The sequence below is a fragment of the Micromonospora sp. NPDC053740 genome, from assembly GCF_040677775.1.
GTDB lineage: Bacteria > Actinomycetota > Actinomycetes > Mycobacteriales > Micromonosporaceae > Micromonospora > Micromonospora alfalfae.
Genome location: NZ_JBFASO010000003.1, coordinates 154,899 through 179,840, shown reverse-complemented (window position 1 = coordinate 179,840; position 24,942 = coordinate 154,899). Strand labels below are relative to the sequence as shown.

Sequence of the window (24,942 nt, the reverse complement as noted above, 5' to 3'; positions counted from 1 at the left end):
CCCGGATGGGCTGCCTCGCCCACTCGGGGCCAGTCAATCTCCTCAACCTGGGTTGAGGTCAAGAGGTGCTGGCGGACGGGCCGACGCCGGGCGATTCGACCAGTCGGGAGAGCACGATGGTGCTGCGGGTGGAGGTCACGAAGGATTCGCCACGCAGCCGCTCCAGTGCTGCCTCCAGGTGGGCGATGTCGGCGGCGCGCAGGTGTACGAGCGCGTCCGCCTCCCCGGAGACGGTGTAGGCGCCGACCACCTCGGGGTGTCGGCGGGCGGCCACGCCGATCTGCGCCGGGGTGGTCCGGCCGGCGCAGAAGAGCTCGACGAAGGCCTCAGTGGTCCAGCCGACGGCGGCCGGATCAACGACGGCAGTGAATCCCCTGATCACGCCGGTGGCGCGCAGGCGGTCGACGCGACGTTTGACCGCTGGGGCGGAGAGTGACACCCGGGCACCGATGTCGGCGTAGGACGCACGGGCGTCCGCGACGAGTAACGCAATGATCCGCTGGTCTACCGCGTCTATCTGCAACGTTCCGCCTCTGGAAAGCAACGCTTGTGGCTGTTTTCAAAGTTCTACGGTACCTACTCTTGGTGACCGTGAACCAGCAGCGTTTCCCGCGAAAGCGGACATATCTCATGTGCTCGCCGGAGTACTTCGCTGTCGAGTACGCGATCAACCCGTGGATGGACGTGACCACACCGGTGGACCGGGACGCGGCCGTCAAGCAGTGGGACCGGCTGCGCGAGACGCTTGTCGGCCTCGGCCACGAGGTGCACCTGCTCCCCGCCGAGCAGGGCCTGCCCGACATGGTCTACGCCGCGAACGGCGGCTTCGTGGTGGACGGCAGCGTCTACGGCGCCCGGTTCAAGCACGAGCAGCGGGCCGCTGAGGCCGCCGCCCACCACGCCTTCTACGAGGCGCAGGGCTGGCGGTTCATCGCACCCAGCGAGACCAACGAGGGTGAGGGCGACTTCGCGTACGTGCCGGAGGCGCACGGAGGGCTCATCCTGGCCGGGCACGGCTTCCGTACCGAGATCCCCGCGCACGCGGAGGCGCAGGAGGCGCTGGGCCGTCCGGTGGTGTCGCTGCGTCTGATCGACCCCCGCTTCTACCACCTGGACGTGGCGCTCGCGGCCATCGACGACGCGAACGTCGTCTACTTCCCGGGCGCGTTCTCGGCGGCCAGCCAGCGGGTGCTCACCCAACTCTTCCCGGACGCGGTGATCGCCGACGACGAGGACGCGATGGCCTTCGGGCTCAACCTGGTCAGCGACGGCGCGAACGTGGTGCTCAACAGCGAGGCCACCCGCCTGGCCGGCAAGCTCAAGGCGGCCGGGTACACCCCGGTCCCGGTCGAGTTGGCCGAGCTGAAGAAGGGCGGCGGCAGCGTGAAGTGCTGCATCGCCGAGTTGCGGCACTGACCCAGTGAACGTCTCGGGGCCGGCCTCCCACTGGGAGACCGGCCCCGAATCGTGCTCCGGGTGGGCGTTCAGCCCAGCGTGGCCAGCTCGTTGATCAGCACGTTCGACATGACCTGACCGTCGCGCTGCACCTCGCGCAGGTACCACTTCTGCTGCGGGGTACGCGGCTGGTTGAACTGCCAGATGCCACGCGGGCTGTCGATCTGGCCGATCTTGCCCAGTGCCAGGTTGACCTGCTGCGGAGTCGGTTTCCCACCGGCCAGTTGGATGGCCTGGTCGAGCACCTGCGCCGCGTCGTACGACGCCATCGCGTACGTGGTGGGGGTGACCTGGTACTTCTTGCGGTACGCCGAGGCGAAGACCCGGTTCGACGTGTTGTTCAGGTCGGCCGAGTAGTTCAGCGCGGTCTGGATGCCCAGCGCGTTGTCCTTCAGGTTCTCCAGCACTGTGCCCTCGGTGAGGAAGCCGGGCGCGTAGATCGGCCCGGCGAACTTCTCGCGCAGCTGCTTGATGAACTCGACAGCCGCCGCTCCGGCGAAGAAGCAGAAGACCGCTGTGGGCTTCTTGGCCAGCGCCTTGGTGATGTCCGAGGCGTACGTCGTCTTGCCGGGGTTGGAGGTGGCGTTGGTGTAGGTCACCGGGTCGCCGATCCGCGGGTCGGTCGCGCCGAACTCCTGCCGGAAGCCGCGGACGACGTCCGGGCTGCCGACGTTCTCCGGCATGATGATCGCGATGCGGCCGTTCGCCGGCAGTTGGTCGCGTAGGTAGCGGCCCAGCGCCTTGCCAGCCTCGTCGAGCACGTACGAGGTCCGCCAGATGTAGAAGACGCTCTGCAGGCTGCTCGGTGAGGCGTTGGAGCCGATCAGCGGGACCCGGGCCTGCTCCACGGTGTCCCGGATGCCGACCATCACCGCCGAGTTGACCACGCCGGTGAGTGCCAGCACGCCCTGCTTGAGCAGGCCCTCGACGGCAGCCTTGCCCGTCTTCGCGGTGTCGCCCTCGTCGGCGGTCAGCAGATCCACCGGGTGGCCGCCCAGCCGCTGGTCGTGCAGGTCGAGGAAGAGCTGGAAGCCATTGGTGATGTCGTCGCCGATGCTCTTGAAACCACCGGCCTGCGGCGTGATCAAACCGATCTTGATCGGGCCCCGGTCGGCGGTCTGATCGGCGTCACCGTCTGAGCCACACGCGGCGACGAACCCGGTGGTCCCGAGCGCGGCCAACAGTTGGAGCGCCCGCCTGCGATTCATCTGCGACACCGAGTTCCTTCCAAGGAAGCGTTACAGGGCCGAACACCGCCCCACCGGCGTTCTACCTGGTCCGCGACGCTGCGTCAATGGCTATTGATCATCGTGCAGGGACCGCAACACGGCGAGCACCTGGGACCAGGCGACGGCCTCCGGGTCGATCAGCCCGAAATGCTCGCATCCGGGCAGTTCAACAAGGGAAATATCGGAACCTGTGACACGCGCCTCTGTGACGAAATCCCGGCTCATCTCCACCGGGACCTGACGATCGTCGGAGCCGTGCACAACTACTGTCCGTGTTCGTATCGGTACCAACATCCGTGGATCCGCCGCCGCGTACCGGTCCGGGACCTGTGCCGGTCCGCCGCCGAGCAGCGCGGCGACAGCGCCTGAGTCCAGATCCCGCCGGTACGCCTCGCCCAGATCGGCCACCGGGGCCAGGGCGAGCACCGCGCCCACCGTTGCCGGGGCGGTGGCCGCCACGTACAGCGCCAGGTGGCCGCCGGCGGAGTGCCCGACCAGGATCGGCGGGGCCGGGCTCACCCGGCCGGGCAGCGCCTCGGCCGCCAGCATCGGCAGCTCGGCCACCCCGGTCAGCACGTCGGTCAGGGTGCCCGGCCAGCCACCTCCGGGCTGCCCGGTACGGCGGTATTCCAGCTGTGCCACCGGGTAGCCGTCAGCGGCGAGAGCCGCGGCCAGCGGGCCGGTGTGCCGTCTGTCGTACTCGGCCCGCCAGAAGCCGCCGTGCACCACGACGACCAGCGGTCGGGCCGGCCCGGTTCCCGCCGGGAGACGCAGATCGGCCACCTGATCCGGGTGGTCCCCGTACGCCACTGTCCGGTCGGGTTCCGGTGCGGGCCGGGTCAACACGGCGCGCGGGTCGACAGGCATGGCGCGACGGTAGCGCGCCCCGCCCGGGTGGTTCGGCCCCGGTAGTCGGTCCCGGCCGGCATGGCTCGCGTCCGCTGGGTAAAGATGGACCCCATGACCGAAGCGCGCTCCGCTGGACAGAACGACGAGCCCGGCCCCGACGACTCCGGCCACTCCGGCACGGTGGTGGTGGTTGGCCCGGACGGCCGGCCGATCGGCACGATGCAGACCGACGAGGGCCAGGGCGAGGACCCGACCCGCCTGGTCGAACAGCCGGCCAAGGTGATGCGGATCGGCAGCATGATCAAGCAGTTGCTGGAGGAGGTGAAGGCCGCGCCTCTCGACGACGCCAGCCGCAACCGGATGCGGGAGATCCACGAGCGGTCGATCGTCGAGCTCAAGGAGGGCCTCGCCCCTGAGCTGCGTGACGAGCTGGAGCGCATCTCGCTGCCCTTCGCCGAGGACAAGGCCCCCAGCGAGGGCGAGCTGCGGATCGCGCACGCCCAGCTCGTCGGCTGGCTGGAGGGCCTGTTCCACGGCATCCAGGCGGCCCTGGTGGCCCAGCAGATGGCCGCCCGGGTGCAGCTGGAGCAGATGCGCGGCGGCCGGCAGGCGCTGCCCAGCGGCCCCGGTGGGGTCGTGCCCGGGATGCCGGGCATCGGCCAGCCGGGCGGCGGCGAGGGTCACAACACCGGTCAGTACCTCTGACCTCAGTCCACCCCGAAGACCTTCTCCAGGTACGCCGCCACGCCGTCCTCGGTGTTCGCCGTCGTCACGTCGTCGGCGACCGCCAGGACGGCGCGGTGCGCGTTGGCCACCGCCACGCCACGCCCGGCCCAGGTCAGCATCGGCACGTCGTTGGGCATGTCGCCGAAGGCCAGCACGTCAGCCGCGGCCACCCCGAGCTGGTCGCAGTACCAGGCCAGCCCCGCAGCCTTCGTCACCCCGGCTGCCGAGATCTCCACAAGCCCTGAGGACGACGAGTGCGTTGCCTCGGCCAACCCCGCCACCGCCGTGGCGATCAGCTCGGCGAAGGCATCCGGGTCCTGCTCGCCGGCGCGGGCGAGGAGCTTCACCGCCGGCACCGAAAGCAACTCCTCCGGCGTCTCGATCGGCCGGATGCCGTTGGCGTCGGCGTCCCAGCGCAGCGGGTAGTGCGCCTCGTGCCGCATCTCCCGGCTGTCCAGGATCTCCACGGCGAAGCTGATCCCGGGCACCTCGGCCCGTAGCCTCCGGGCGACCTCGGCCAGGTGGTGCGGGGCGAGCGGGTCAGCCCGTACCACCTCGTCCTCGAACGGGTCGTAGACGACGGCGCCGTTCGCGCAGACCGCCGGCAGCGGTCGGGCGAGCTGGTCGTACACCATCTTGAGCCAGCGGACCGGACGGCCGGTGACCAGGACGACCGGCGTGCCTCGCGCGGAGATCCGCGCGAGCAGGTCGGCGGTGCGTGGGCTGACTGTGTGGTCGTCGCGGATCAGCGTGCCGTCGATGTCGGTGGCGATGAGGCGGGGTGTGTCTCCCATTACCGGGACAGTAGCCGGTCCAGATACACCGCCACCCCGTCGTCGTCGTTGCGCAAGGTCACCTCGTCGGCGGCGGCGCGCAGCGCGGGGTGCGCGTTGGCCACTGCCACCCGCGACCAACCGGCCCACTCGAACATCGGCAGGTCGTTGGGCATGTCACCGAAGACCAGCACATCGGCCGGGTCGACCCCGAGGGTCTGCGCCACCACTGTCAGCCCGGTCGCCTTGTCCACGCCGGGCGGGCAGATCTCGATGAAGCCGAGCCCGGCCTGGGTGAGCGTGGCGACCTGCGGCGGGACGACCCGGCGGGCCACCGCCAGCAGTTCGTCCACGTGATGGTCGGCGGTCCGGGCGAACGCCTTGATCACGTCGCAGGCGAGGCACTCGTCGCGAGTGCGCGCCTCGAAGCGGTCCTGGTAGGGCCAGCTCTCGTGGTAGTCGCCCCACAGCGGGGCGTCGTGCTCGTCGGACGCCTCGACCATCACTGTCAGCGGGCCGGCCTCCGCCTCCAGGTCGGCGAGGAGCCGGGCCAGCACCTCGGCGGGCAACCGCTCGTCGCGGAGCACCACCGGGCCGCTCGGGTCGCTCTGGTCGACCACCCGTCCGCCGCCGGCCATCACCAGGAAGTCGGCGGCCCGGATGTCGTTGCGGGTCAACTCGGTCAACCGAGGGCCGCGTCCGGTCGCGCCGACCACCGGAATCCCGGCGGCGCGCACCCGGTCGAGCACCCCATGGGTGTACGCGGAGACGGTGTCATCGCTGCGGACCAGCGTCCCGTCGAGGTCGGTCGCGATCAACTTGGGCAGTCCCGGGCGGGTCATCGTTCCTCCTTCGCCCGCCGCCGTCGCACCGCCAGGGGTCAGGGAACCCGAGTCCCGGAGTGACGGCGGGCAGCAACCGTACCTCGCGGAACGGGTCGCATCCATGGCTTCCAGGCGAATCGGACGCCAACCCCGCCCCCGCGCCCCGCCCCCACCCGTCCCCGCGATCTTGCACTCTCGGTTGCCGTTCTGCGTGTTATGCGCCGTATGTCGGCGCAGTAAGTGCAAGATCGCCGCGGTGAGAGTGGGTGGGTGGGTGAGGGTGGGTCAGGGCTGGGGGTCGGGGCGGGTGAAAGGGGCGGCGGGGGTGACTGTCAGGTCGGCTGGGGCCGGTAGGCCGTCCTCGATCGGGTCGGGGCCTCTGCGGCGGCGCCAGGGGCGCGGTGCCGGCGGGTCGGCGGAGCGGTCGTCGTCCGGCGGCCCGAACGCGCCGGAGGGTGCGGCGGGGGCCAGCTTCAGGGCGGCCCCGAACAGCACACAGGCGACGAACGCCATCACCAGCCCACGGCCGTACTCGATGTGAAAGCCGTCCTCAAGCGAGTAGAAGAAGTTTCGCTGACCGGGGTTGTCGAGGCTGGCAGTGGCGGCCAGCAGCAGCATCAGCAGGGCACCGGCCAGGGTGAGGCCGGTCAGCCGGGCGTTCGGCCGCACGGCCGCCGTGCCGCGCAACGTCAGCGCCACGGCGCAGACGAGGGCGAGAAGCCCAACCAGATAGCCGACCCCGAAGCCACCGACCTCGGACACCCCGGCAGGCACCTCGAACGTCGCATTGCCGTCGGGCCCGCCGTTCGGCAGGCTCATCACCAGCCACTCACCGATGAGCGAGGCGATCGCGGCCACCGCGCCCAGACCGGCGAGCAGCAGGGGCAGCCGAGGATCCTGCGCGAGGTCGCCCAGGGACCAGGCGAAGCGGCGTCGCGGGGCCGGCTCGTCGGCACCCCACTCGATCACCGCCGGGGCCTCGGATCGGTCACCCTGTCGCGGGATCGGAAGCTCCTCGGACATCGGCCACCCTTCCGCCGGTCACGGACCTGTGTCGCATCATGGCACAGCAAGCTGGTGGTGACAGGGATCGCAGGGCTGGCGAGCGCGCCGGTCTGTCGCTCGGCGGTCGCCTTTCCGCTAGCGTTTGCCCCATGCCTATCCGTACCGCTTCAGCACAATGGCAGGGCAATCTCACCGAGGGCGCGGGCACCATCCGCACCGGTAAGGGCGGCCTGTCCGGCAACTACTCCTTCAAGTCGCGCTTCGAGGAGGGTGAGGGCACCAACCCCGAGGAGCTGATCGCCGCGGCGCACGCCGGCTGCTTCTCGATGGCGTTCTCCAAGGCGCTCGCCGACGCGGGCTCGACGGCCACCTCGGTCGAGACCACCGCCAAGGTGCACCTGGACAAGACCGACGCCGGCATGACGGTGACCCGGATCGACCTGGAGACGGTCGGCCAGGTCCCGGGGATCGACGACGCGGAGTTCCAGAAGCTCGCCGAGGCCGCCAAGGCCAACTGCCCGATCTCCCGCCTGCTCTCGCCGGGTGCCGAGATCACCCTCAACGCCCGCCTGGCTGCCTGAGCAAGCAGACCCACACCGGTACGTCCACGGAAGGAGCCTCCGCCCGATCCTGGGTGGTCGCTTCTTCCGTGCATGTGCGGACGACGGCCACTGTCGTCCAGCAGGACCGGGCCGCGTGCCCCCGCGTCGGGCACAATGGGCGAGGTGCCGGTGGAGATGAGCCGTGAGCGCTTCGAGGAGTTGGTCGGCGAAGCCCTCGACGAGGTGCCCGAAGAACTACTCGGCCTGATGAACAACGTGGTGATCCTGGTCGAGGACGACCCGCCACCGGGCGAGGTCGACCTGCTCGGCCTCTACGAGGGGCATGCGCTCACCGAGCGCGGCTGGGACTACTCCGGCGTGCTGCCCGACCGAATCTTCATCTACCGCCGTCCGATCCTGCGGATCTGCGACAACGACGAGGACGTCATCGACGAGGTGGCGGTGACAGTGGTGCACGAGATCGCCCACCACTTCGGCATCGACGACGCGCGCCTGCATTCGCTGGGCTGGGGCTGAGCCCGCGCGCCGCACGACCCGCCCGCGCCGCGCCGTCTGTCCGACGGCCTGTGCTTGCCGAGGTCGCCTACCGTCGGTGCAGCGAACGCGACACTATTCAGGAGGCCCTTTCATGCGCAGCGAGCTGTTCTCCGCGGAGAATCTGGAGAAGGAGTCCGCGCAGCCCGGCATGCGGTTGCAGAACTCCAAGATGTTGAAGATCGAGCTCAACGGCGAGGCGATGGCCCGGGTCGGGTCGATGGTCGCCTACCAGGGGAACGTGCAGTTCCAGGCGTTGGGTTCAGGTGGGCTCGGCAAGTTCCTCAAGCAGAAGCTCACCGGCGAGGGCGTCCCGCTGATGAAGGTCACCGGGCAGGGTGACGTCTTCCTCGCGGAGCTGGCCAAGGACGTGCACATCATCGACCTGGAGCCGGGCGACGCCCTCTCCATCAACGGCAGCAGCGTGCTCGCCTTCGACTCCACCCTCCAGTACGACATCAGGATGGTCGGCGGCGCCGGGATGGCGTCCTCGTCCGGCCTCTTCAACTGTGTGTTCAGCGGCTACGGGCGGATCGCCATCACCACCAAGGGCACCCCGGTCGTGCTGAACGTGGACGCTCCGACATACGTCGACCCCCAGGCCGCGGTCTGCTGGTCGGCCAACCTCCAGACCGGCTACCACCGGGCCGAGCAGCTCGGCCTCGGCACTCTGCTCGGACGCCGCACCGGTGAGTCGTTCACCATGAGCTTCGCCGGTCAGGGCTTCGTGGTGGTGCAGCCGTCCGAGGAGCCGCCGGTCATGGGCAGTGGCCAGCAGCAGCAGGAGGGCGGCCTGCTCGGCGGTCTGCTGAGCTGACCGCGAGTGGCGCGGGGCGCACCTGATCTGTCGAGCTGACCGCGGCGCGGGGCGCCCCCGTTCTCCTGGGGGCGCCCCGCGCCGGTCAGGTCAACTCGCCGGTACGTAGGCGGGTCAGCCAGGCCGCCGCGTCGGCATAGTCGACGTCGGAGAGGCCCGCTGGCGCGGGCACCGGGCGTTCGCCCGCCTCGGCCCACCGGTGCCGGGGGTAGGAGCCCAGGAAGCGGACGTCGGCACAGACCCTGCGGAGCCCTTGCAACGCCTCGCCCAGGCGTACGTCGGCCACGTGGCCGACGCAGTCCAGGAAGAACACGTAGCGGCCCAACGCCTCGCCGGTCGGCCGGGATTCGATCCGGGTCAGGTTGACCCCACGGACGGCCAACTCCATCAGCACGGACAGCAGCGCGCCGACCCGGTCGTGGGCGATGTAGACCGCGAGCGAGGTGAGGTCGTCACCGGTCGGCGGCGGTGGCGGCCCGGGGCGGGACACCAGCGCGAACCGGGTCACCGCGTCGGGGTGGTCGGCGATCTTGTCGGCGAGTGTGGTGAGTCGGTGCCGGGAGGCCCCGATCGGTGCGCAGATCGCCGCGTCGAACTCGCCAGTGCCGGCACCGGCGGCGGCCGCGCCGTTGGAGAGCACGTCGACCACCACGGCGTCGGGCAGGTGGTCGCGTAACCAGCCCCGGCACTGGGTGGACGCCTGTGGATGGGCCGCCACGGTGCGGATCGAGGTCAGCGGGGTGTCGGGCCGCGCGGCGAGCACGAACTCCACCGACAGGACCACCTCACGGGTGATCACCAGCGGCTCGCCCTCGGCCATCTCGTCCAGCGTGACGCCCACCGCGCCGCCGATCGAGTTCTCCAGTGGCACCAGCGCGGCATCGGCGTCGCCGGCACGGACGCTGTCCAGCGCCTCTCCGACGCTGCGCGCGGGCGTACGGGTGCCGCGCTCGGCGGCGGGTATGGAGCGCAGGGCCTGCTCGGCGAAGGTGCCCTCCGGCCCGAGGAAGACGAAACGTGTCGGCGGTGTTCCCGGCATGCCGACCAGCCTACGCACCCGGCCCGTTGGCCGGGCCGGCGTCGCAGGCGAGGGCGCGAATCCCGGCCGGGCTGGTGGCGCGTACCTCGATGGTGCAGACGTCCGTTCCGGCGGTGACCAGCACCGGGGAACCGGGCTCGCCCCGGGTGACCACCTGGAGTTCCTCGTGCCCGGTCACAGTCAGCACTGTGAACTGCCAGTCAGCGGCGCAGAGCGGCCCGGTGCGGACCTGGACCCGGACGTTCGCCGGCAGCACTCCGGCCCGGCCGCGCAACAGTTGCAGCACCCGCTGGCCGGTCGGCCCGTTGCGGCAGGCCGTCGCGACCAACCCGGCGTCCGGGGTGGGCGTGACAGTACCGAGAGACGGCGCGGTGGTGGGCGGGGTGGCCGGTGGGGTGCTCGGGCCGGACGGTGTCGGGGCCGCGGTGTGAGTGGGAGCGCTGGTCGGCTCCCCCAGCCCGGGTGGGGCGCCACAGCCGGCCAGCGCCGCGACGGCGAGCGCCATCGGCAGGACTCGGGCGAGGCTCCGCGCCGCAACGCGGTCGGCTGCCCGGCCAGGAGCCGCCGGTGAGGGGTGGACCGTCGACCGCGGTGAGGGGGACGCGGGCGGGGGTGGGGTGAACGGCACGGGCCGATCCTCGGGACATCGGAGAATTCGTCGCGGCCGGGGTGGCCGAGCCCATCGTAGGGCGAGCGGCCGGTCGGGTGAAGGTCAGCCGGTGACGCGGTGCCCGGCGCGCTGGAGCGCTGCGGTGCCCTCGGTCAGCCGGACGGTGGGCACCAGCAGGTAGTCGGTGTCGAACGTGGAGAACGTGACGGCGCTGACCCGTGCCTCGGCGAGCGGGTCGACCAGCGCGGCCAGGCTGCCGGTGCCGGCCAGCGTCACCGGGGCGGTGACCCGTAGGCAGCGCCAGGTCGTCTCCACCACCGCCTGTGCCGGCGCCCGCTCGGTCGGGCAGATCACGGAGATCCCGTCGGAGGTCCAGCTCACCGTCACCACGTCGGCGCCGCGCAGCCCGCTCGACAGCGCGTCCGGCACTGTGCTGCCGGCGGCCAGCCGGCACAGAGCGTATTCCCCGGGCAGCAGAGCGATATCGAGCATGAGGGCACCCTACGGCCTTCGTACGGACCCATCCAGGCCACGCCACGTGCGGCGAAGGACACACTGCGCCGCAGGTCAGACCTCGGAGAAGAAGGTGAGGGAGCCGGTGACGGTGCCGTCGGTGAGCACCGGGGTGGAGATCGCGTCGACTGTCGCGTCGGAGCTGTTCGCCGAGGCGGCCTGCACCCTGAGTAGCCCACGGGCGAGTCGGCCGGAGGAGAGCGCGAGCAGGGGCGGAATCTTGTCGATCTCGGCTTCGGTCAGCTCGCCCCGGTTGGCGGTGAAGTCGAGCAGGCGCAGCCCGCCATCGAGCAACGGTCGCCCGATCAGCCCGGCTGGCTCACCGAGACAGAGCAGCTCGCAACCGGCCGTGGAGATCGCCACCACCCGGGTGTCGGCGTCGATCAGCAGGCACGGCTCGTCGGCCCGGGAGACTGTCGACGACCATTGGCCGACGTTGTCGGACTCCGGCTCTGTCGAGGCCCGCGCCGCCGGCACGAACGCTTCCGAGAGCGAAAGTTCGACGTGGGCCACCGCGCCTCCTATGTGCACCGATCGACTGTCCACGCTAGCGGGTCGCCGACGGAATCACCGAGCGCACCGGGTCACCGGGGCGCTCAGCGTGAACCGAGGCGACCGGTGACGGCGCGGAGACCGGTGAGGCGAACGGGGGGACCGGAGCCGCGTGGCGTCGCCGGTGACGTTACCGGCGGTGGGCCGGCTTGTCAGCGGCCGTTCGGCCCTCGTCGTACCACCGGTAGTCGGCGGTTGGACGGTACGTGCCGTTCAGCCAGGTGCCCGGGTTCTGTGCGACCCGGGAAAGCTTCTCGGCGGTGGCGGGGCTGATCCGGCTGCCGCCGGCCACGAGCAGCCGGTCCAGTTCCCGGTGGGTGGCCATCAGGCAGTCCTTCGGAAGGCCGTAGACGCTGATCACGCCCGAGCCGACGAAGGTCAGCACCGGCGTCACCGGAACGGGCAGCCCCACCGCGTCCGAGAGGGCCTTGCTGGCCCGCTTGGCGTCCCGGCGGGACTCGGCCACGTACGGGGGCCGCTTGCCGTTGATCTGCACCACGTCGCCGGCGACGAGCACCCTGGCCCGGCCGTGGTCGGCGATGGTGACGGCGAACAGGCCACTCGGCCCGATGGCGAGGAACCCGGCTCGGTCGTCCTGACCGCGGTCGAGGACGTCTGTCACGTCGGTGCGCGGCCACTCGATCACGTGCCAGGCAGGCCCGAGATGGTCGAGTTGGCCCAGCGCCCGTGCCCCGGCCGCCTCCAGGCGGCGTGCACCCCGCTCGGCCCGACGGCGGCGGGCCCATTCGAGCGGTGTCGGACGGACCGGTTCGAGAACCCCCGGCGCCTCGACGCGGGGGTGTGGCACCGCGACGGGCGGCAGTGCCCGAGCGGACGGTACGGCTCGTCGTGCGGGAAAGACAGTCATCGCGACCTCCGGCAAAAGGTCCCTCGAAGTTATGTCCTCACTACCCTACGTTGCCACTACCGGTGTTCGGCAAGCCGGAGCGCCGGAGTGACTGTGGATGAATGCCATATTCATCCACAGTTCTTTTCTCGGATGCCGCTAAACCCTGCCCTACGCTGCGGGAGTGACCCACTACGTCGACAGTGAAGTCGGGCGGCTCGGCACCGTACTGCTGCACCGGCCCGGCCCCGAACTGGCCCGGCTCACCCCGCGCAACAACGACTCGCTCCTGTTCGACGCGATCCCCTGGGTGGGGCGCGCCCAGGAGGAGCACGACGCGTTCGCCGCCGCCCTGCGCGAGCGCGGCGTCGAGGTGCTCTACCTGGCCACCCTGCTGGCCGAGACGCTTGCCGTCGCGGACGCCCGGGCCGAACTCACCGAGCAGGTGCTGCGCTCCCGGCGGCTCGGCGACACGCTGCGCGCCCGCGTCGCCGACCACCTCTCCTACCTGGACCCGGCCGCGCTGGCCGACGTGCTCACCGCCGGGCTGGCCCATGAGGAGTTGCGGATCAGCTCCGAGCGGCCGGGCGGACTGGTCTACACGCTGATGGACCGACACGACTTCGTCATCGACCCACTGCCCAACCTGCTCTTCACCCGCGACTCGTCGCTGTGGATCGGCGACCGGGTGGGTGTCACCAGCCTGGCCATGCCGGCCCGCCGCCGCGAGACCACACTGACCGACGCCATCTACCGCCACCACCCCCGGTTCGCCGGCACCGAGTTCGTCTACCGCCCCGGCCTTGAGCATCTGGAGGGCGGGGACGTGCTGCTGCTCGCGCCCGGGGTGCTGGCGGTCGGGGTGGGCGAGCGGACGACACCGGCCGGAGCGGAACGCCTCGGCCGGCAGGTCTTCGCCGCCGGCCTGGCCCACACCATCCTGGTGGTGCCGATCGCCCAGAAGCGCGCCACCATGCACCTGGACACGGTGTGCACGATGGTCGACGTGGACGCCGTCCTGATGTACCCCAACATCGCGAGCACGCTGTCGGCGTACACGGTGATCGCCGGCGGGGACGGCGAGGACCCGCGGGTGGACGGGCCGGCGCCGTTCCTGCGGGCCGCCGCCGACGCGATGGACCTCGACCTGCTCCGGGTCATCGACACCGGGCTGGATCCGGTCACCGCCGAACGCGAGCAGTGGGATGACGGCAACAACACCCTCGCGCTGGCCCCCCGCCTCTGCGTCGGCTACGAGCGCAACACGGAGACCAACGCCCAACTGGAGCGGGCCGGCATCGAGGTGATCCCGATCGCCGGCTCCGAGTTGGGCTCCGGTCGGGGCGGACCGCGCTGCATGTCCTGCCCGATCACCCGCGACCCGCTACCCGTCGCCGGCTGAGCGTGCGACGAGCGCAGCCGTCGCCCGGCTGAGCGGAACGACCGCCCCGGCTCAGCGCAGGGTGAGTTGGCGGCCGAGCAGCCCCTGACGGGCCCGGCGGCCGGCGGCGTCGAGTGGGTCGGTGACGGTGAGCGCCTCGGCGTACCGCTTGGCGAACTGCGCCACCGGCTCCTCCCACTCGGCGGCCGGGGTCTCCTCCGGCAGGTCCCACACCGGCACGAGTCGACCGTGCGCGCGGAACATGCCGGCGAACTTGGTCTGCTCGCCAAGCGTCAGCGTGCCGGCCGCGCCGAGGCGGGCCAACGCGTCCAGGGCGGCGTCCTCGTCGTCCGGCAGCACCCAGCGCACGTGGGCCTTCTCCGGGACCTGACACCAGTACGCGGCCTTGGCCGCGGTCAGCCGGACCGTCGGGTAGATCGCCGCGTTCGCCCGCTCCAGCGACGCCTGGACGGTCGGATCGTCGGCCGCCCCGGGATCGAGCCAGAAGTCGAAGCCGTCGTGCATGGTGATGTCCAGTGGACCGTCCGCGAGGATGTCCTGCAGCCGGGGCCCGGGGCCGGGCAGTGGCGCCACGGCCACCTGGCCACCCGGCTCGGTACGCAGCGCACTGAGCAACGCGTCGGCCAGATCCCGCGACACGTCACCGGACTGCTGGTGGCGCTGGAGACCGATCAGCACCCGGCCGTCCGGCTTGGTGATGGCCGGGGCAGCCATGGGCAGCACCGTGGCGAGCGTCGCCGTCCGGTCGCCGAATTCCTCGACCAGGGCGGGCGCCAACCGCAGCGGGGCGGAGGCGGCGGGCACCAACTCGCGCAGCGCGATCCACTCGGACTCGTCTACCAGCCCGTCGAACGGACGTGGCACGAAGATGTCCCGCACCTTCTCGCGACGGGGCGTGGTGTCGGCGGCGGCGCGCTGGCTCTTTCGACGCTTGGTCACGGCGTCACAGCCTAGAGCCCCGAGCGGCTCGGCGTGACCGGGACCCGCCCGAGCCGTCCTCAGCCCGCTGACACCAGGTTGGGTCGGGGTGTCGGCACCGGGTCGAACTCCGCCCAGACGCGCTGGCCCATGCCGTCCTGCTCGACGCCCCACCGGGTGGCCAGGCCAGCCACGATGTGCAGCCCGCGCCCGTCCGCCGCGTCCGGGCTGGCCGTCCGGAGCCGTGGCCCGGCGCTCGCGCTGCCGCCGTCGGTGACCCGAAGCTGGATCAGTGTGCCCTCGGCCGAGGGCCGCAGCTGCCAGGCAACCCGGATCACGCCGCCGGGCAGCGGTCTGGCGTGCCGCACCGCGTTGCCCACCAGCTCCGCGAGCACCGCGATCAGGTCCGCGAGGAGCGTCGGGGGTACGACGTCCGCCAGCTCGGCGGCGAGTCGGTGTCGGGCCAGCCGTGCCCCGCCCGGGTGGTGGGGAACCACCACGCACCAGGCTCGATCCCTCGTTGCCGCTGCCACCGTCGCCTCCACGTCGCGCCACCCCTGGTCAACCGCGTGGTAGCCGCACCTCTGCGACCGTACCGCCGCCGGTCCTCGGACGTAGGGATACCCATCCATTCTGCTGTTCAACGATCCGGCGGACGAGATAGAGGCCGAGCCCGGCCCCCGGGTAGCCGCGACTGTCGCCGGACTCGCCCTGCCAGAACCTGTCGAACGCCCGTTCCACGTGCTCGGGTCGGATGCCGATGCCCTGGTCGCTGACCCGGAACGCCACCAGATGAGCGTCACCCGAGGCGGTGATCTCGATGGGAGAACCAGGTGCCGAGTACTTGCCGGCGTTGGTGGTCAGCTCGGTCAGCACGGTGGACAGGCTGGGCCGGTGACCGAGCGCTTTGGGCAGGTCGCTCGGGAGGCGGAGCACCAGCCGGCGGCGCAGCTCCGCCGGCAGGTCGACGACGGCGGAGCGCAGCGCCTCGCCGAGGTCGAACGGGGTGGGAGGGTCGTCGCCCGGCCCCACCTCGGCAGCCGAGCTGAGCAGACGGTCGACCAGCCGGGCCAGCTCGTTGGCGCGTTGCCCGATCACCCGGGCCGCCTGCCGGCGGTCGACGTCGGTCAGTGACTCCCAGTGGTCGGTGAGGGTGTCCGCGTACCCCTTGATGACGGTGACCGGGGTGCGCAGCTCGTGGCTGGTCACCGCGACGAACAGTTCGCGGTCGTGGTCGCGGCGCTGCTGGTCGGTGATGTCGCGGAAGGTGACCACCCGTAACGTTCCCGGGCCGGGCAGGTCGCCGGAGGTGATCCGCAGCCAGCGGCCGTCCGGCATCCGGTGGTCCCGAACCTGCCCGGAGGGTGGCAGCGGGAACGGCAACGGGCGGCTCAGCGCCTGCTCGACCGTCCGACCGGTGACCTGGGCGGCGGCCGGGTTCCAGAGCCGGACGTGCCCGTCCCGGTCGACGACGGCCAGCCCGTCGGCGAGAGCCGCCACCACCGGGCCGTCGCCGTGCACCGGCAGGCCACTCTGGTCGCCGTACATGTGCCCGACGCAGGAGGCGAGGTAGGCGATCACCCCCTGCTGCTCGGCGCCCGGCTCGTCGTCGCCCGGATAGAGGGCGTGCAGGCTGCCGACCGTGTGACCGCCGATCTCGGCCCGGGAGACGACCATCCGGCGCAGGCCGCTGCCGGCCAGCTCGCCGGCCAGCTTGCCGTTGAGGTCACTCACCCGCGCCTGGAGCACCCGTGGCCCGGAGAGCAGGCAGACGGTGTCCGGGTCGTCGACTGCCAGTGGTCGGCCGAGGGCCCACTCCGCCGCGCCGGTCGCGGCGATGACGCGACCGCCGGTCGGACCGAACTCGACGAACGCCATCCCGGTCGCGCCGAGCGCCGGCTGGGCCACCCGGAGTAGTTGGGTGAGGACCGGCAGGCCCGCGTCCCCAGAGTTGATCATCTCGATCACGACGGTGTGGCCGGCGAGGAGAGCGGGGAAATCGATACGCTCCGGCATGTGCCGAGTCTGCCCCGCCGACCCGGTTTTGGGCACCCCCGCCCGGTCGATGGGTCAGCGGTCCAGCCGGGCGAGGGCGTATGCGGGCCGGTCGGTGATGATCCCGTCCACCCCGGCGGCTAGCACCAGCTCCAGGTCGGTCGGCTCGTTGACCGTCCAGACGTACACCTGGTTGCCGGCCGCCCGCAGTGCGGGCAGCAACTGCGGGCGGGCCCGGACCAGGCCGATGCCCGGGCCGGCGATCCGGGTGCCGAACGGCAGCCGACCCAACCGCAGCCAGCGCGGCAGCACCTCCAGCAACAGCACCGTGGGCAGCGTCGGGGCCAGCTCGCGCACCCGACGGACCGCCAGCGGGGAGAACGACATGACGGTGACCTGCACCGGATCGTCCGGAGCGGGGTCGGCCAGCCCGTACCGGCGCAGCAGGCTGACCAGTCGCCGTTCCACGTTCGAGCCGTAGCGGGACGGGTGCTTCGTCTCCACGAGCAGTCGGACCGGCCGCCCGGCGGCGAGCACCGCGTCCAGGAGCCGGGCCAGGGTCAGCAGCCGGGTGTGCGACTCGTCCGGTGGCAGGTCGCCGTCCGGGGCGCTGCCCGGGTGCCACGAGCCGAAGTCCAGGGCGTCCAGCTCGGCGAGCGTACGCGCGCTGACCAGACCGCGACCGTTGCTGGTGCGGTCGAGTCGTCGGTCGTGCACGCAGACCAGGTGCCCGTCCCGGGTCAGCCGGACGTCGCATTCCAGGCCGTCGGCGCCCTCGTCGAGGGCGCGCAGGTACGCGGCGAGGGTGTGCTCGGGTAGGTCGAACGAGGCGCCGCGGTGCGCGAAGACCAGTGGCCCGCCCATTCCGCCGGCCTCAGATGACCTGGCCGGGCTGCCCGTTCGCGTCGACCACCGGTCGGCCGACCGCAGCCCACTGGCGCATCCCGCCGTCGGCGTTGCGCACCTGCTCCCAGCCGTTGTTGATCAGGTACGCGACGACCTGGGCGGACCGCCCGCCGGAACGGCAGACGACAGCCACCTCCCGGTCGGTGGGCACCTCGGCCAGCCGGGCCGGCAGTTCCATCATCGGCAGGTGGTGGGCGGTGGGCGCGTGGCCGGCCGCCCATTCGTCGTCCTCCCGCACGTCCAGCAGGTAGGTCTCGTCGGCGATCTCGGTCACGGGCACGGTGGGAACCTGGGGTCCGAACACAGGAAGCAACACTAGATCCTCGTGGCCCGGTTCGGCACCGACCGGGCCGTCGGCACTGTCACAACCGGGTCACCCAGCGGGGGTTGGCCTGCGCCCAGGCCGGCACCCGGGTCCCGCGCAGCGCCTCGAAGAGCCCGTTGCCGCCGTTGTCCAGCACCACGTACGAGACCTCGTCGATGGTCTGCGGCGAGGAGGGCACCTGGACGCCGCGCATCCCGTCGGGCGGCAGCGCGCGCAGCGCGAGGAGCAGGTCCTCCAGGGGTACGCCGTTGGTGTCGACTGTCAACGAGCTGCCGACCGCCCGGAGCACCTGGTCCAGTTTGACGGGGTTGCTCCGCAGGTCCGCCCTGCCGGCGCTGTCCAACATCGCCCGGAGCAGCTGCTGCTGGTGGTGCTGCCTGTCGTAGTCACCGCCGGGCAGGTCGTAGCGCTGTCGGACGTAGTCCAGCGCCTGCGCGCCGTCCATCTGTTGGCAGCCGGTGGCGAAGACCCGGTTGGTGTGGATCGAGCGGACCTCGGTGTCCACGCACATCTCCACCCCGCCGAGCAGGTCGATCACCTTCCGGAAGCCGGAGAAGTCGATCAGCGCGGCGCCGTCGAACCGGATTCCGGTGAGCCGGTGCAGGGTGGCGGAGAGCAGTTGGGCGCCGGCCTGCCCGCCGCCGCCGTGCTCGTACGCGGCGTTGATCTTGTCTTGACCGCCGCCGAAGCCGTTCGCGGGCGGGATCGTGACCAGCAGGTCACGCGGGATGGAGACCAGGTACGCCTCCCGCTGCCCGGCGGGGACGTGCACGATGAGGATGGTGTCCGAGCGCTGGTCGGGGCCGCTCTCGCCCGGACGTCGGTCCGAGCCGACCAGGAGGTAGTTGAGCGGCCCGTCCAGGTCGGTGCGCCCTGTGCGGGCGTCGGCGTCGAGCAGTTGCTCCTTGGTCACCGTGCGGTCGTAGCGGTGGCTGAGCGTCTTGAGCCCGGCCACGGCGAGCCCCGCCAGCAGGACGAGAGCCAGGCCGATGCCGAGCAGGATGCGCGGCCAACGGGCGCGAGGCGACCGGGCGGACGGGCCCGCTCCGGCCCGGTCCGCTGCGTTCCGTCCCCACCTGGACGTGACCGCCTCCCCGCAGCCGATACGTGAAACCTGCTCACGTCAGGCTACGGGCGGTGAGGAGGCCGTCGCTGGCTTTCCGCCACTCCCGGCCTCACTTGCGGCTGGAGATCACCTCGGGGTGGGTGAAGACGAACTCGGCGAGTTTGTCCTGCTTGACCGCCTGGAACATCGCCATCGTCTCTTCGTTCAGGCCCTCGGTGTTGTTGTTGTTGGCGTTGAAGGTGCCGTTGTTGGTCTTGAGCATGGTCAGCTCGTTGCCGGTAACCCCGCGCATGGTGAAGATGAATTTCTCGATCGGCACGCCACCGGTGTCCAGCACGGACGCCTCGCCCGCCGCCTTGATCAGGTTGTTCATCTTGGCCGGGTTGGTCAACATCCCGCCCTGGGTGGCCTTCTTGGCCATCGCCTTGATCAGCTGCTGCTGGTTGGCCTGCCGGTCGTAGTCGCCGTTCTTGAGGGACTTGCGCTGGCGGGAGTAGTCGAGCGCGGCCCAACCCTCCATCTCCTGGCAGCCCTTCTTGTGCACCACCGGGGTCCGCTGCTTGCCGGTCTTCTTGGCGTCCGCGTTCCACATCGGCTTGCCGTCGACGTACGACATGTGCAGCGACTTGACCTCCTGGCTGACGCAGATGCGCACAGTGCCCAGGGTGTCGATGACGTTCTTGAAGCCACCGAAGTTGATGATCGCCGCGCCGTCGAAGCTGATCCCGGTGAGCCGCTTGATCGTCTGGGCCATCAGCTGGGCGCCACCCTCCCAGCCGCCACCGTTGGCGGCGCCGGCCTGGAACGCGGCATTGATCTTCCCGCTGCCGCCGCCGTAGCCGCTCTTCTTGAACGCCGGGATCTGCGCCTCGGTGTCCCGGGGGATCGAGATCAGGTATGCCTGGTCGTGGGTTGCCGGAATGTGCAGGATGATGATGCTGTCCGAGCGGACGTCGTCGGCGGCCCAGCGCTCCCGCGCGTCCACACCGAGCAGCAGCATGTCGATCGGGCCGTCCAGGCTCGCGCCGCCCTCGGCGTCGGACTTGCCGGCCTCACCCAACAGGTTGCCCTTGGCGATGCCGCCGGTCGCCTGCCCGATCAGCGCCTTGCTGCCGACGATGGCCACCCCGCTGCTCAGCATCAGCACGGCACCGAAGACCACTGTCAGCCTGGCCCAGAGCGGGTCCTTGCGCTTGGTCCGCTTCTTCGACCCACCACCACCCGGGCGGTCGCCACCGCCACCACCACCGCCGCTGCCGGGCGGGCGCGAGCCCGGCCCGCCACCTGAGGGGCGTGCCTGGGCGGGTATGGCCGCAGCGACTCGACCGCTGGGGGCGGCGGACCCGGAGGAAGAGGGGCGACGACTGGCCTGAACCGGCATGCATGCTCCAGCTCGTGATCAGGAGGGGGCGGCACCACTGTACGTACATCAAATCGACTTGGCGAGTTCATCCCGGGTCAATCCGGACGTCGAATTTCGCAGACTCAGTCGATCGTCGCCGCTCGATGACCCGAACGGCTGGTGCCAGCCGGGCCGCGGTCAGCCGCCGTCGTTGCTCTTCGGCGGGTTCGCCTTGACCCAGTCGGCCATCGTGTCTCCGGACATGGCCTGGTACATCGCGAGCGCCTTCTCCCGGTCCGACACCACCACCGACTCGCCGTTGATGGTGTCACTGCCCGAGTTCGGGCTGGTCACAAAGGTGAGGTTCTGGCCGCGCAGGTTACGGAACTGCAGCGCCATGTCTGTAACCGAGAAAGTCTGGTCGACGGTTACGGCCGCGGTCACCGACTTGAGGAAATCGTTGAGCTTCTTCGGGTTCGCCAGTGTGCCGGTGCTGGCCGCCTTGTCCATCAGTGCCCGAAGGAACTCCTGCTGGTGCCGCATCCGGGCGAAGTCCCCGTCCGGGAACTGCTTGCGCTGCCGGATCCAGTCCAGCGCCTCCGCGCCGTCCATGTGGTTGGTGCCCTTGGTGAAGGTCCGGTACGGCTTGTGGATCGAGGTGATGGTGCGCTCCACCTTCAGGTCCACCCCACCGAGAGCGTCGGTGACCTCCTTGAAGCCGCCGAAGTCGATCGCCATCACGTGGTCGATCCGAACGTCGGTGAAGCACTCCACGGTGCGTACCGCCAGCGGCAGCCCGCCGAACGCGAACGCTGCGTTGATCTTCGCGCGCGAGCCGGAGCCGCAGTCCGCGCCGGCGCTCTCCGGGATCGGCACGTACAGGTCCCGGGGGATGGAGACCAGGTAGGCCTCCTGGTGGTCGGCCGGAATGTGCATGACGATGATCGTGTCGGCGCGCCACTGACTCTTGCTGTCGACCGGCGCGTCCGGGTCCCGTGAGTCGCTGCCGACCAGCAGGATGTTCAGCGCGCCATCGACGGTCTTGGTGGGCCGACCGCCGGTGATCTCCGCGAACGGGTCGGTGCGGGCCAGGTCACCGTTGAGGTTGCGGGCGTACAACCAGGCGCCGACGCTGCCGAGCAGCGCCAGCACCAGCACTGCGGCCCCGGCCACCAGGGCGATCCGACCCCAGCGCGGTCGCGGGCCGCGCCGCCCCGATCCGCCGAGGCCACCCGGGCCGCCGGGCCCGGTGGGCCCCGCCGGGCCGCCGGAGCGAGGCTGCTCCTCGTCGTACGACGGGTAGAAGCGCGCCTCGGTCGGACGGGCACGCCCGGAGGCGCCCCGATCGGGGCCGGGCACCGATGCGCGCCCGGCGCTGCGGTGCAGGTACGGATGCGGGACGCCGGCAGACGAGGTCGCGGACATGTAACTCAGGGTACGTAGCGGGAGCCACTGCCGCCTTCAGGCGACACTCAGCGACAGGCGGTACGCGAGAATCTGGTTACCCTAGCCGCGAGCGGAAGTACTCGATCGTGCGTCGCAGGCCATCTTCGGGCGCTACCGACGGCTCGTACCCGAGCAGTTCACGAGCGAGCGTCAGATCAGGGCGGCGCATCTCCGGGTCATCCGAGCTGCGGGTGACATAGGTCACCTTCGAGGTGCTGTCGGAGAGCGACACAATCAACTCGGCGAGTTGCCGCATGGTCAGCTCGTGCTCGGTGCCGCAGTTGACCGGGCCCGTCTCGGTCGAGTCGAGCAGCAGCAGGATGCCGCGCACCAGATCCTCGACGAAGCAGATGGACCGGGTCTGGTTGCCCGTGCCGTGCACGGTGATCGGCTCGCCGCGCAGCGCCTGGGAGATGAAGGTGGGGATGGCGCGGCCGTCGTCCGGGCGCATCCGCGGGCCGTACGTGTTGAAGATCCGGACGATCGCCGCGTCGAGCCCGCGATAGCGGTGGTACGCCATCGTCGCGGCCTCGGAGAAGCGCTTGGCCTCGTCGTAGACGCTGCGGACCCCGATCGGGTTGACGTTGCCCCAGTAGGTCTCCCGCTGCGGGTGCTCCTTCGGGTCCCCGTACGCCTCGGATGTGGAGGCCATCAGGAACCGGGCGCCGTCGGCGGCAGCGCGCTCCAGCAGGTGCAGGGTGCCGACCGAGCCGACCCGGAGGATCTCCACCGGCAACTGGGCGAAGTCGGTGGGGCTGGCCGGAGAGGCCATGTGCAGGATCGCGTCGAACCGCTCGGCCAGCGCCGGGTGGTGGGTCGGCAGACCGTCGGAGATGTCCGCCTCGACGAGGGTGAAGGTCGGCCGATCCAGCAGGTGGGCGACGTTCTCCTTGGAGCCGGTCACGAAGTTGTCCAGCGCCACCACCGTGCAGCCTCGGGCGATCAGGGCGTCCACCAGGTGCGACGGGACGAAGCCAGCCCCGCCGGTGACGAGGACGCGGTGATCGGAACCAAAGCGCTCAGCAACCTTCATGCGGCTCAGCCTACCGACAGCCGAATTCGCGGAAGGGGTCCCCTGTTGACGTCGTACGTCAAGAGGGAACCCCCCGACAGGTGCCGCGATCAGTGGGCGCCAGCGCCGGTGAGGGCGCGCACCTCCAGCTCCGCGTACTTGTCCTCGTCGTGCTCCTTGGAGATGACAGTGCCGATCCACCCGCAGAGGAAACCGAACGGGATGGAGAGGATGCCCGGGTTGGACAGCGGGAACCACTGCCAGTCGTGGTTCGGGAACATCGAGGTCGCCGCACCGGAGACCACCGGCGAGAAGAACACCAGCAGCACCGCCGAGAGCAGTCCCCCGTAGATCGACCACACCGCGCCGGAGGTGTTGAACCGCCGCCAGAAGAGGCTGTAGAGGATCGCCGGCAGGTTGCCCGAGGCGGCGACAGCGAAGGCCAGCGCCACCAGGAACGCCACGTTGAGGTTCTGCGCGTAGATCGACAGGGCGATCGACACCGCGCCGATCCCCAGGGCGGAGATCCGGGCGACCCGCACCTCCTGCCGCTCCGATGCCTCACCCTTCTTCAGCACGTTGGCGTAGAAGTCGTGCGCCAGGCTGGACGACGACGCCAGCGTCAACCCGGCGACCACAGCGAGGATGGTGGCGAAGGCGACCGCCGCGATGATCGCCAGCAGGGCTGCCCCGCCCAGTTCGCCGCCGAAGAATTCGATGCCGAGCGCTTCGGCCAGCTGCGGTGCCGCGGTGTTGCCGGCCTTGTCCTGTGCCGTGATCGCCTGGCTGCCGACCAGCGCCGCCGCACCGAAGCCCAGGGCCAGGGTGAGCAGGTAGAAGGTGCCGATGATGCCGATCGCCCAGAGCACGCTCTTACGGGCCGCCTTCGCGGTCGGCACCGTGTAGAAGCGGATCAGGATGTGCGGCAGACCGGCGGTGCCGAGCACCAGGGCGATGCCAAGGGACAGCAGGTCGACCTTGTTGTAGAACGTCTGCGTCGAGTTGCCGGCCACCTCGACGCCGTACCGGAGCCCGGGTTCGAGGAACGCGCTGCCCTTGCCGGATGCGGCGGCCGCCTGGCCGAGCAGCTCCGACAGGTTGAAGTTGAACTTCGCCAGCACCAGGATGGTCATCAACAGCGCGCCGCTCATGAGCAGGAACGCCTTGACGATCTGCACGTAGGTGGTGCCCTTCATGCCACCCACGGTCACGTAGATGATCATCAGCGTGCCGACCATGATGATGGTGGCGACCTTCGCGGTGTCCGCGTCCATGCCGAGGAAGGTCGTCCCCGGCCGGATGCCGAGCAGCAGCGCGACCAGCGCGCCCGCGCCAACCATCTGGGCGAGCAGGTAGAAGATCGACACCGTGATGGTGGAGACCGCCGCCGCCGTACGCACCGGACGCTGACGCATCCGGAAGGCCAGCACGTCCGCCATCGTGTACCGGCCCGAGTTCCGCAGCAGTTCCGCTACCAGCAGCAGGGCCACCAGCCAGGCGACCAGGAAGCCGATCGAGTAGAGGAAGCCGTCGTAGCCGTACAGCGCGATGATGCCGGCGATGCCGAGGAACGAGGCGGCCGACATGTAGTCGCCGCCGATCGCCATGCCGTTCTGGAAGCCGGAGAAGGACCGGCCGCCCGCGTAGAAGTCGGTAGCCGTCTTGGTCTGCCGGCTGGCCCAGATGGTGATGCCCAGGGTCACCGCCACGAAGACCAGGAAGAGCGTGATGGTCAGGTTGCGGGCCGTGTGATCGCCCGCCTCGGCCGCCTCGGCCGCGAGGAACGTCTCAACCGCGAGGACCTTGCTCATGGGTCACCTCCCCGATCTCGGCGCGGATCCGGTCCGCGATGGGGTCGATTTTCCGGTCCGCGTACCGGGAGTAGAGCCAGGCGATCAGGAACGTGGAGACGAACTGGAGCAGGCCGAAGACCAGTGCGACGTTGATGTTGCTGTCGAACAGCTTCGTGCCCATGAAGTCCCGGGCGTACGCGGAGAGAATGACGTAGAGCGCATACCACAGGAAGAACGCGACGGTCATCGGGAAGACGAAGCCGCGCAGCGCACGCCGCAGCCCGGCGAACTCGTCCGACCGTTGTACGGCCAGGTACTTGTCCGACTGGGAAGCAGCCGGAGCGGGTGTGTCCGTGGACATCTGTGGATCACCACCTTCACAGGCGTCAGAGGAGTTTCGC

Annotated in this window: 28 protein-coding genes; 6 read left to right on the top strand and 22 right to left on the bottom strand. The window is 70.6% G+C overall.

Annotated elements, in window-relative coordinates; all coding sequences use genetic code 11:
- Positions 1 to 58 precede the first annotated feature (58 nt).
- Positions 59 to 523 (bottom strand): Lrp/AsnC family transcriptional regulator, encoded by a 465-nt coding sequence (locus AB0K35_RS09675; protein ID WP_238670020.1) that lies wholly within the window; start codon positions 521 to 523, stop codon positions 59 to 61.
- 59 nt (positions 524 to 582) lie between these two features.
- Between AB0K35_RS09675 and ddaH the strand changes: the two genes are divergently transcribed.
- Positions 583 to 1,416, top strand: a complete 834-nt coding sequence (gene ddaH / locus AB0K35_RS09670) for a dimethylargininase (protein ID WP_238670019.1) — start codon at positions 583 to 585, stop codon at positions 1,414 to 1,416.
- 68 nt (positions 1,417 to 1,484) lie between these two features.
- On the opposite strand, the gene AB0K35_RS09665 is transcribed toward ddaH, so the two are convergent.
- Positions 1,485 to 2,672, bottom strand: a complete 1,188-nt coding sequence (locus tag AB0K35_RS09665) for an ABC transporter substrate-binding protein (protein WP_238670018.1) — start codon at positions 2,670 to 2,672, stop codon at positions 1,485 to 1,487.
- Positions 2,673 to 2,753: 81 nt separating this feature from the next.
- Entirely contained in the window at positions 2,754 to 3,551 is a 798-nt protein-coding gene (locus tag AB0K35_RS09660) for an alpha/beta fold hydrolase (RefSeq protein WP_363884701.1), read from the bottom strand.
- Between the two features lie 84 nt (positions 3,552 to 3,635).
- On the opposite strand from AB0K35_RS09660, the gene AB0K35_RS09655 reads away from it, so the two are divergent.
- Entirely contained in the window at positions 3,636 to 4,238 is a 603-nt protein-coding gene (locus tag AB0K35_RS09655; protein WP_091396749.1) for a bacterial proteasome activator family protein, read from the top strand.
- A 2-nt stretch (positions 4,239 to 4,240) separates the two neighbouring features.
- Here the strand turns inward: AB0K35_RS09655 and AB0K35_RS09650 are convergent, their stop codons facing one another.
- The 3 genes from AB0K35_RS09650 to AB0K35_RS09640 form a co-directional block, all read right to left on the bottom strand.
- Entirely contained in the window at positions 4,241 to 5,053 is an 813-nt protein-coding gene (locus AB0K35_RS09650) for an HAD family hydrolase (RefSeq protein ID WP_238670016.1), read from the bottom strand.
- Positions 5,053 to 5,874, bottom strand: a complete 822-nt coding sequence (locus AB0K35_RS09645) for an HAD hydrolase family protein (protein ID WP_363884699.1) — start codon at positions 5,872 to 5,874, stop codon at positions 5,053 to 5,055. The genes AB0K35_RS09650 and AB0K35_RS09645 overlap by 1 nt, the downstream gene beginning before the upstream one ends.
- Before the next feature lie 267 nt (positions 5,875 to 6,141).
- Positions 6,142 to 6,879, bottom strand: a complete 738-nt coding sequence (locus AB0K35_RS09640; RefSeq protein WP_238670014.1) for a hypothetical protein — start codon at positions 6,877 to 6,879, stop codon at positions 6,142 to 6,144.
- A 131-nt stretch (positions 6,880 to 7,010) separates the two neighbouring features.
- On the opposite strand from AB0K35_RS09640, the gene AB0K35_RS09635 reads away from it, so the two are divergent.
- From AB0K35_RS09635 to AB0K35_RS09625, 3 genes are all read left to right on the top strand, one after another.
- Positions 7,011 to 7,442: an OsmC family protein gene (locus AB0K35_RS09635; protein ID WP_091396762.1), complete on the top strand. Its 432-nt coding sequence runs from the start codon at positions 7,011 to 7,013 to the stop codon at positions 7,440 to 7,442.
- Positions 7,443 to 7,592: 150 nt separating this feature from the next.
- Positions 7,593 to 7,940 (top strand): metallopeptidase family protein, encoded by a 348-nt coding sequence (locus AB0K35_RS09630; protein ID WP_238670058.1) that lies wholly within the window; start codon positions 7,593 to 7,595, stop codon positions 7,938 to 7,940.
- A gap of 112 nt (positions 7,941 to 8,052) precedes the next feature.
- Positions 8,053 to 8,775, top strand: a complete 723-nt coding sequence (locus tag AB0K35_RS09625) for an AIM24 family protein (protein ID WP_354969821.1) — start codon at positions 8,053 to 8,055, stop codon at positions 8,773 to 8,775.
- Between the two features lie 85 nt (positions 8,776 to 8,860).
- On the opposite strand, the gene pheA is transcribed toward AB0K35_RS09625, so the two are convergent.
- The 5 genes from pheA to AB0K35_RS09600 form a co-directional block, all read right to left on the bottom strand.
- A complete protein-coding gene (gene pheA / locus AB0K35_RS09620) occupies positions 8,861 to 9,814 on the bottom strand; it encodes a prephenate dehydratase (RefSeq protein WP_357360715.1) in 954 nt (317 codons plus the stop codon).
- 10 nt (positions 9,815 to 9,824) lie between these two features.
- Complete coding sequence (locus tag AB0K35_RS09615; protein ID WP_363884696.1) at positions 9,825 to 10,319, bottom strand: hypothetical protein; 495 nt, start codon at positions 10,317 to 10,319, stop codon at positions 9,825 to 9,827.
- A 207-nt stretch (positions 10,320 to 10,526) separates the two neighbouring features.
- Positions 10,527 to 10,916, bottom strand: coding sequence for an ACT domain-containing protein (locus AB0K35_RS09610; RefSeq protein WP_238670010.1), 390 nt, complete (start codon positions 10,914 to 10,916; stop codon positions 10,527 to 10,529).
- A gap of 75 nt (positions 10,917 to 10,991) precedes the next feature.
- Positions 10,992 to 11,450 carry a hypothetical protein gene (locus AB0K35_RS09605; RefSeq protein WP_238670009.1) on the bottom strand — a complete coding sequence of 153 codons (459 nt, stop codon included), beginning with the start codon at positions 11,448 to 11,450 and terminating at the stop codon, positions 10,992 to 10,994.
- 169 nt (positions 11,451 to 11,619) lie between these two features.
- Positions 11,620 to 12,357: a hypothetical protein gene (locus AB0K35_RS09600; protein WP_238670008.1), complete on the bottom strand. Its 738-nt coding sequence runs from the start codon at positions 12,355 to 12,357 to the stop codon at positions 11,620 to 11,622.
- Positions 12,358 to 12,520: 163 nt separating this feature from the next.
- On the opposite strand from AB0K35_RS09600, the gene AB0K35_RS09595 reads away from it, so the two are divergent.
- Positions 12,521 to 13,738, top strand: a complete 1,218-nt coding sequence (locus AB0K35_RS09595; protein ID WP_357268164.1) for an arginine deiminase — start codon at positions 12,521 to 12,523, stop codon at positions 13,736 to 13,738.
- A 51-nt stretch (positions 13,739 to 13,789) separates the two neighbouring features.
- Here AB0K35_RS09595 and AB0K35_RS09590 read toward each other — a convergent pair whose 3' ends face one another.
- From AB0K35_RS09590 to AB0K35_RS09540, 11 genes are all read right to left on the bottom strand, one after another.
- Complete coding sequence (locus AB0K35_RS09590; RefSeq protein WP_238670006.1) at positions 13,790 to 14,677, bottom strand: DUF5926 family protein; 888 nt, start codon at positions 14,675 to 14,677, stop codon at positions 13,790 to 13,792.
- A gap of 59 nt (positions 14,678 to 14,736) precedes the next feature.
- A complete protein-coding gene (locus AB0K35_RS09585; RefSeq protein ID WP_238670057.1) occupies positions 14,737 to 15,156 on the bottom strand; it encodes an ATP-binding protein in 420 nt (139 codons plus the stop codon).
- Between the two features lie 61 nt (positions 15,157 to 15,217).
- Positions 15,218 to 16,672 (bottom strand): PAS domain-containing sensor histidine kinase, encoded by a 1,455-nt coding sequence (locus tag AB0K35_RS09580; RefSeq protein WP_363884692.1) that lies wholly within the window; start codon positions 16,670 to 16,672, stop codon positions 15,218 to 15,220.
- 54 nt (positions 16,673 to 16,726) lie between these two features.
- Positions 16,727 to 17,515 carry a glycerophosphodiester phosphodiesterase family protein gene (locus tag AB0K35_RS09575; RefSeq protein ID WP_238670004.1) on the bottom strand — a complete coding sequence of 263 codons (789 nt, stop codon included), beginning with the start codon at positions 17,513 to 17,515 and terminating at the stop codon, positions 16,727 to 16,729.
- Positions 17,516 to 17,525: 10 nt separating this feature from the next.
- Positions 17,526 to 17,861, bottom strand: a complete 336-nt coding sequence (locus AB0K35_RS09570; RefSeq protein WP_030487745.1) for a rhodanese-like domain-containing protein — start codon at positions 17,859 to 17,861, stop codon at positions 17,526 to 17,528.
- Positions 17,862 to 17,919: 58 nt separating this feature from the next.
- The gene (locus tag AB0K35_RS09565) at positions 17,920 to 18,882 is read right to left on the bottom strand and encodes an LCP family protein (RefSeq protein ID WP_363885259.1); all 963 of its coding nucleotides are present in this window, start codon (positions 18,880 to 18,882) and stop codon (positions 17,920 to 17,922) included.
- A 175-nt stretch (positions 18,883 to 19,057) separates the two neighbouring features.
- On the bottom strand, positions 19,058 to 20,329 hold the full coding sequence (locus AB0K35_RS09560) for an LCP family protein (protein ID WP_363884690.1): 1,272 nt from the start codon (positions 20,327 to 20,329) through the stop codon (positions 19,058 to 19,060).
- A 159-nt stretch (positions 20,330 to 20,488) separates the two neighbouring features.
- Positions 20,489 to 21,715: an LCP family protein gene (locus AB0K35_RS09555; protein WP_363884689.1), complete on the bottom strand. Its 1,227-nt coding sequence runs from the start codon at positions 21,713 to 21,715 to the stop codon at positions 20,489 to 20,491.
- 76 nt (positions 21,716 to 21,791) lie between these two features.
- Positions 21,792 to 22,769: an NAD-dependent epimerase/dehydratase family protein gene (locus AB0K35_RS09550; protein ID WP_210782732.1), complete on the bottom strand. Its 978-nt coding sequence runs from the start codon at positions 22,767 to 22,769 to the stop codon at positions 21,792 to 21,794.
- Between the two features lie 89 nt (positions 22,770 to 22,858).
- Positions 22,859 to 24,559 (bottom strand): cation acetate symporter, encoded by a 1,701-nt coding sequence (locus AB0K35_RS09545; protein WP_363884686.1) that lies wholly within the window; start codon positions 24,557 to 24,559, stop codon positions 22,859 to 22,861.
- Positions 24,537 to 24,902 (bottom strand): DUF485 domain-containing protein, encoded by a 366-nt coding sequence (locus AB0K35_RS09540; RefSeq protein ID WP_238670000.1) that lies wholly within the window; start codon positions 24,900 to 24,902, stop codon positions 24,537 to 24,539. Before AB0K35_RS09540 ends, AB0K35_RS09545 begins: the two co-directional genes overlap by 23 nt.
- Positions 24,903 to 24,942: the final 40 nt, after the last annotated feature.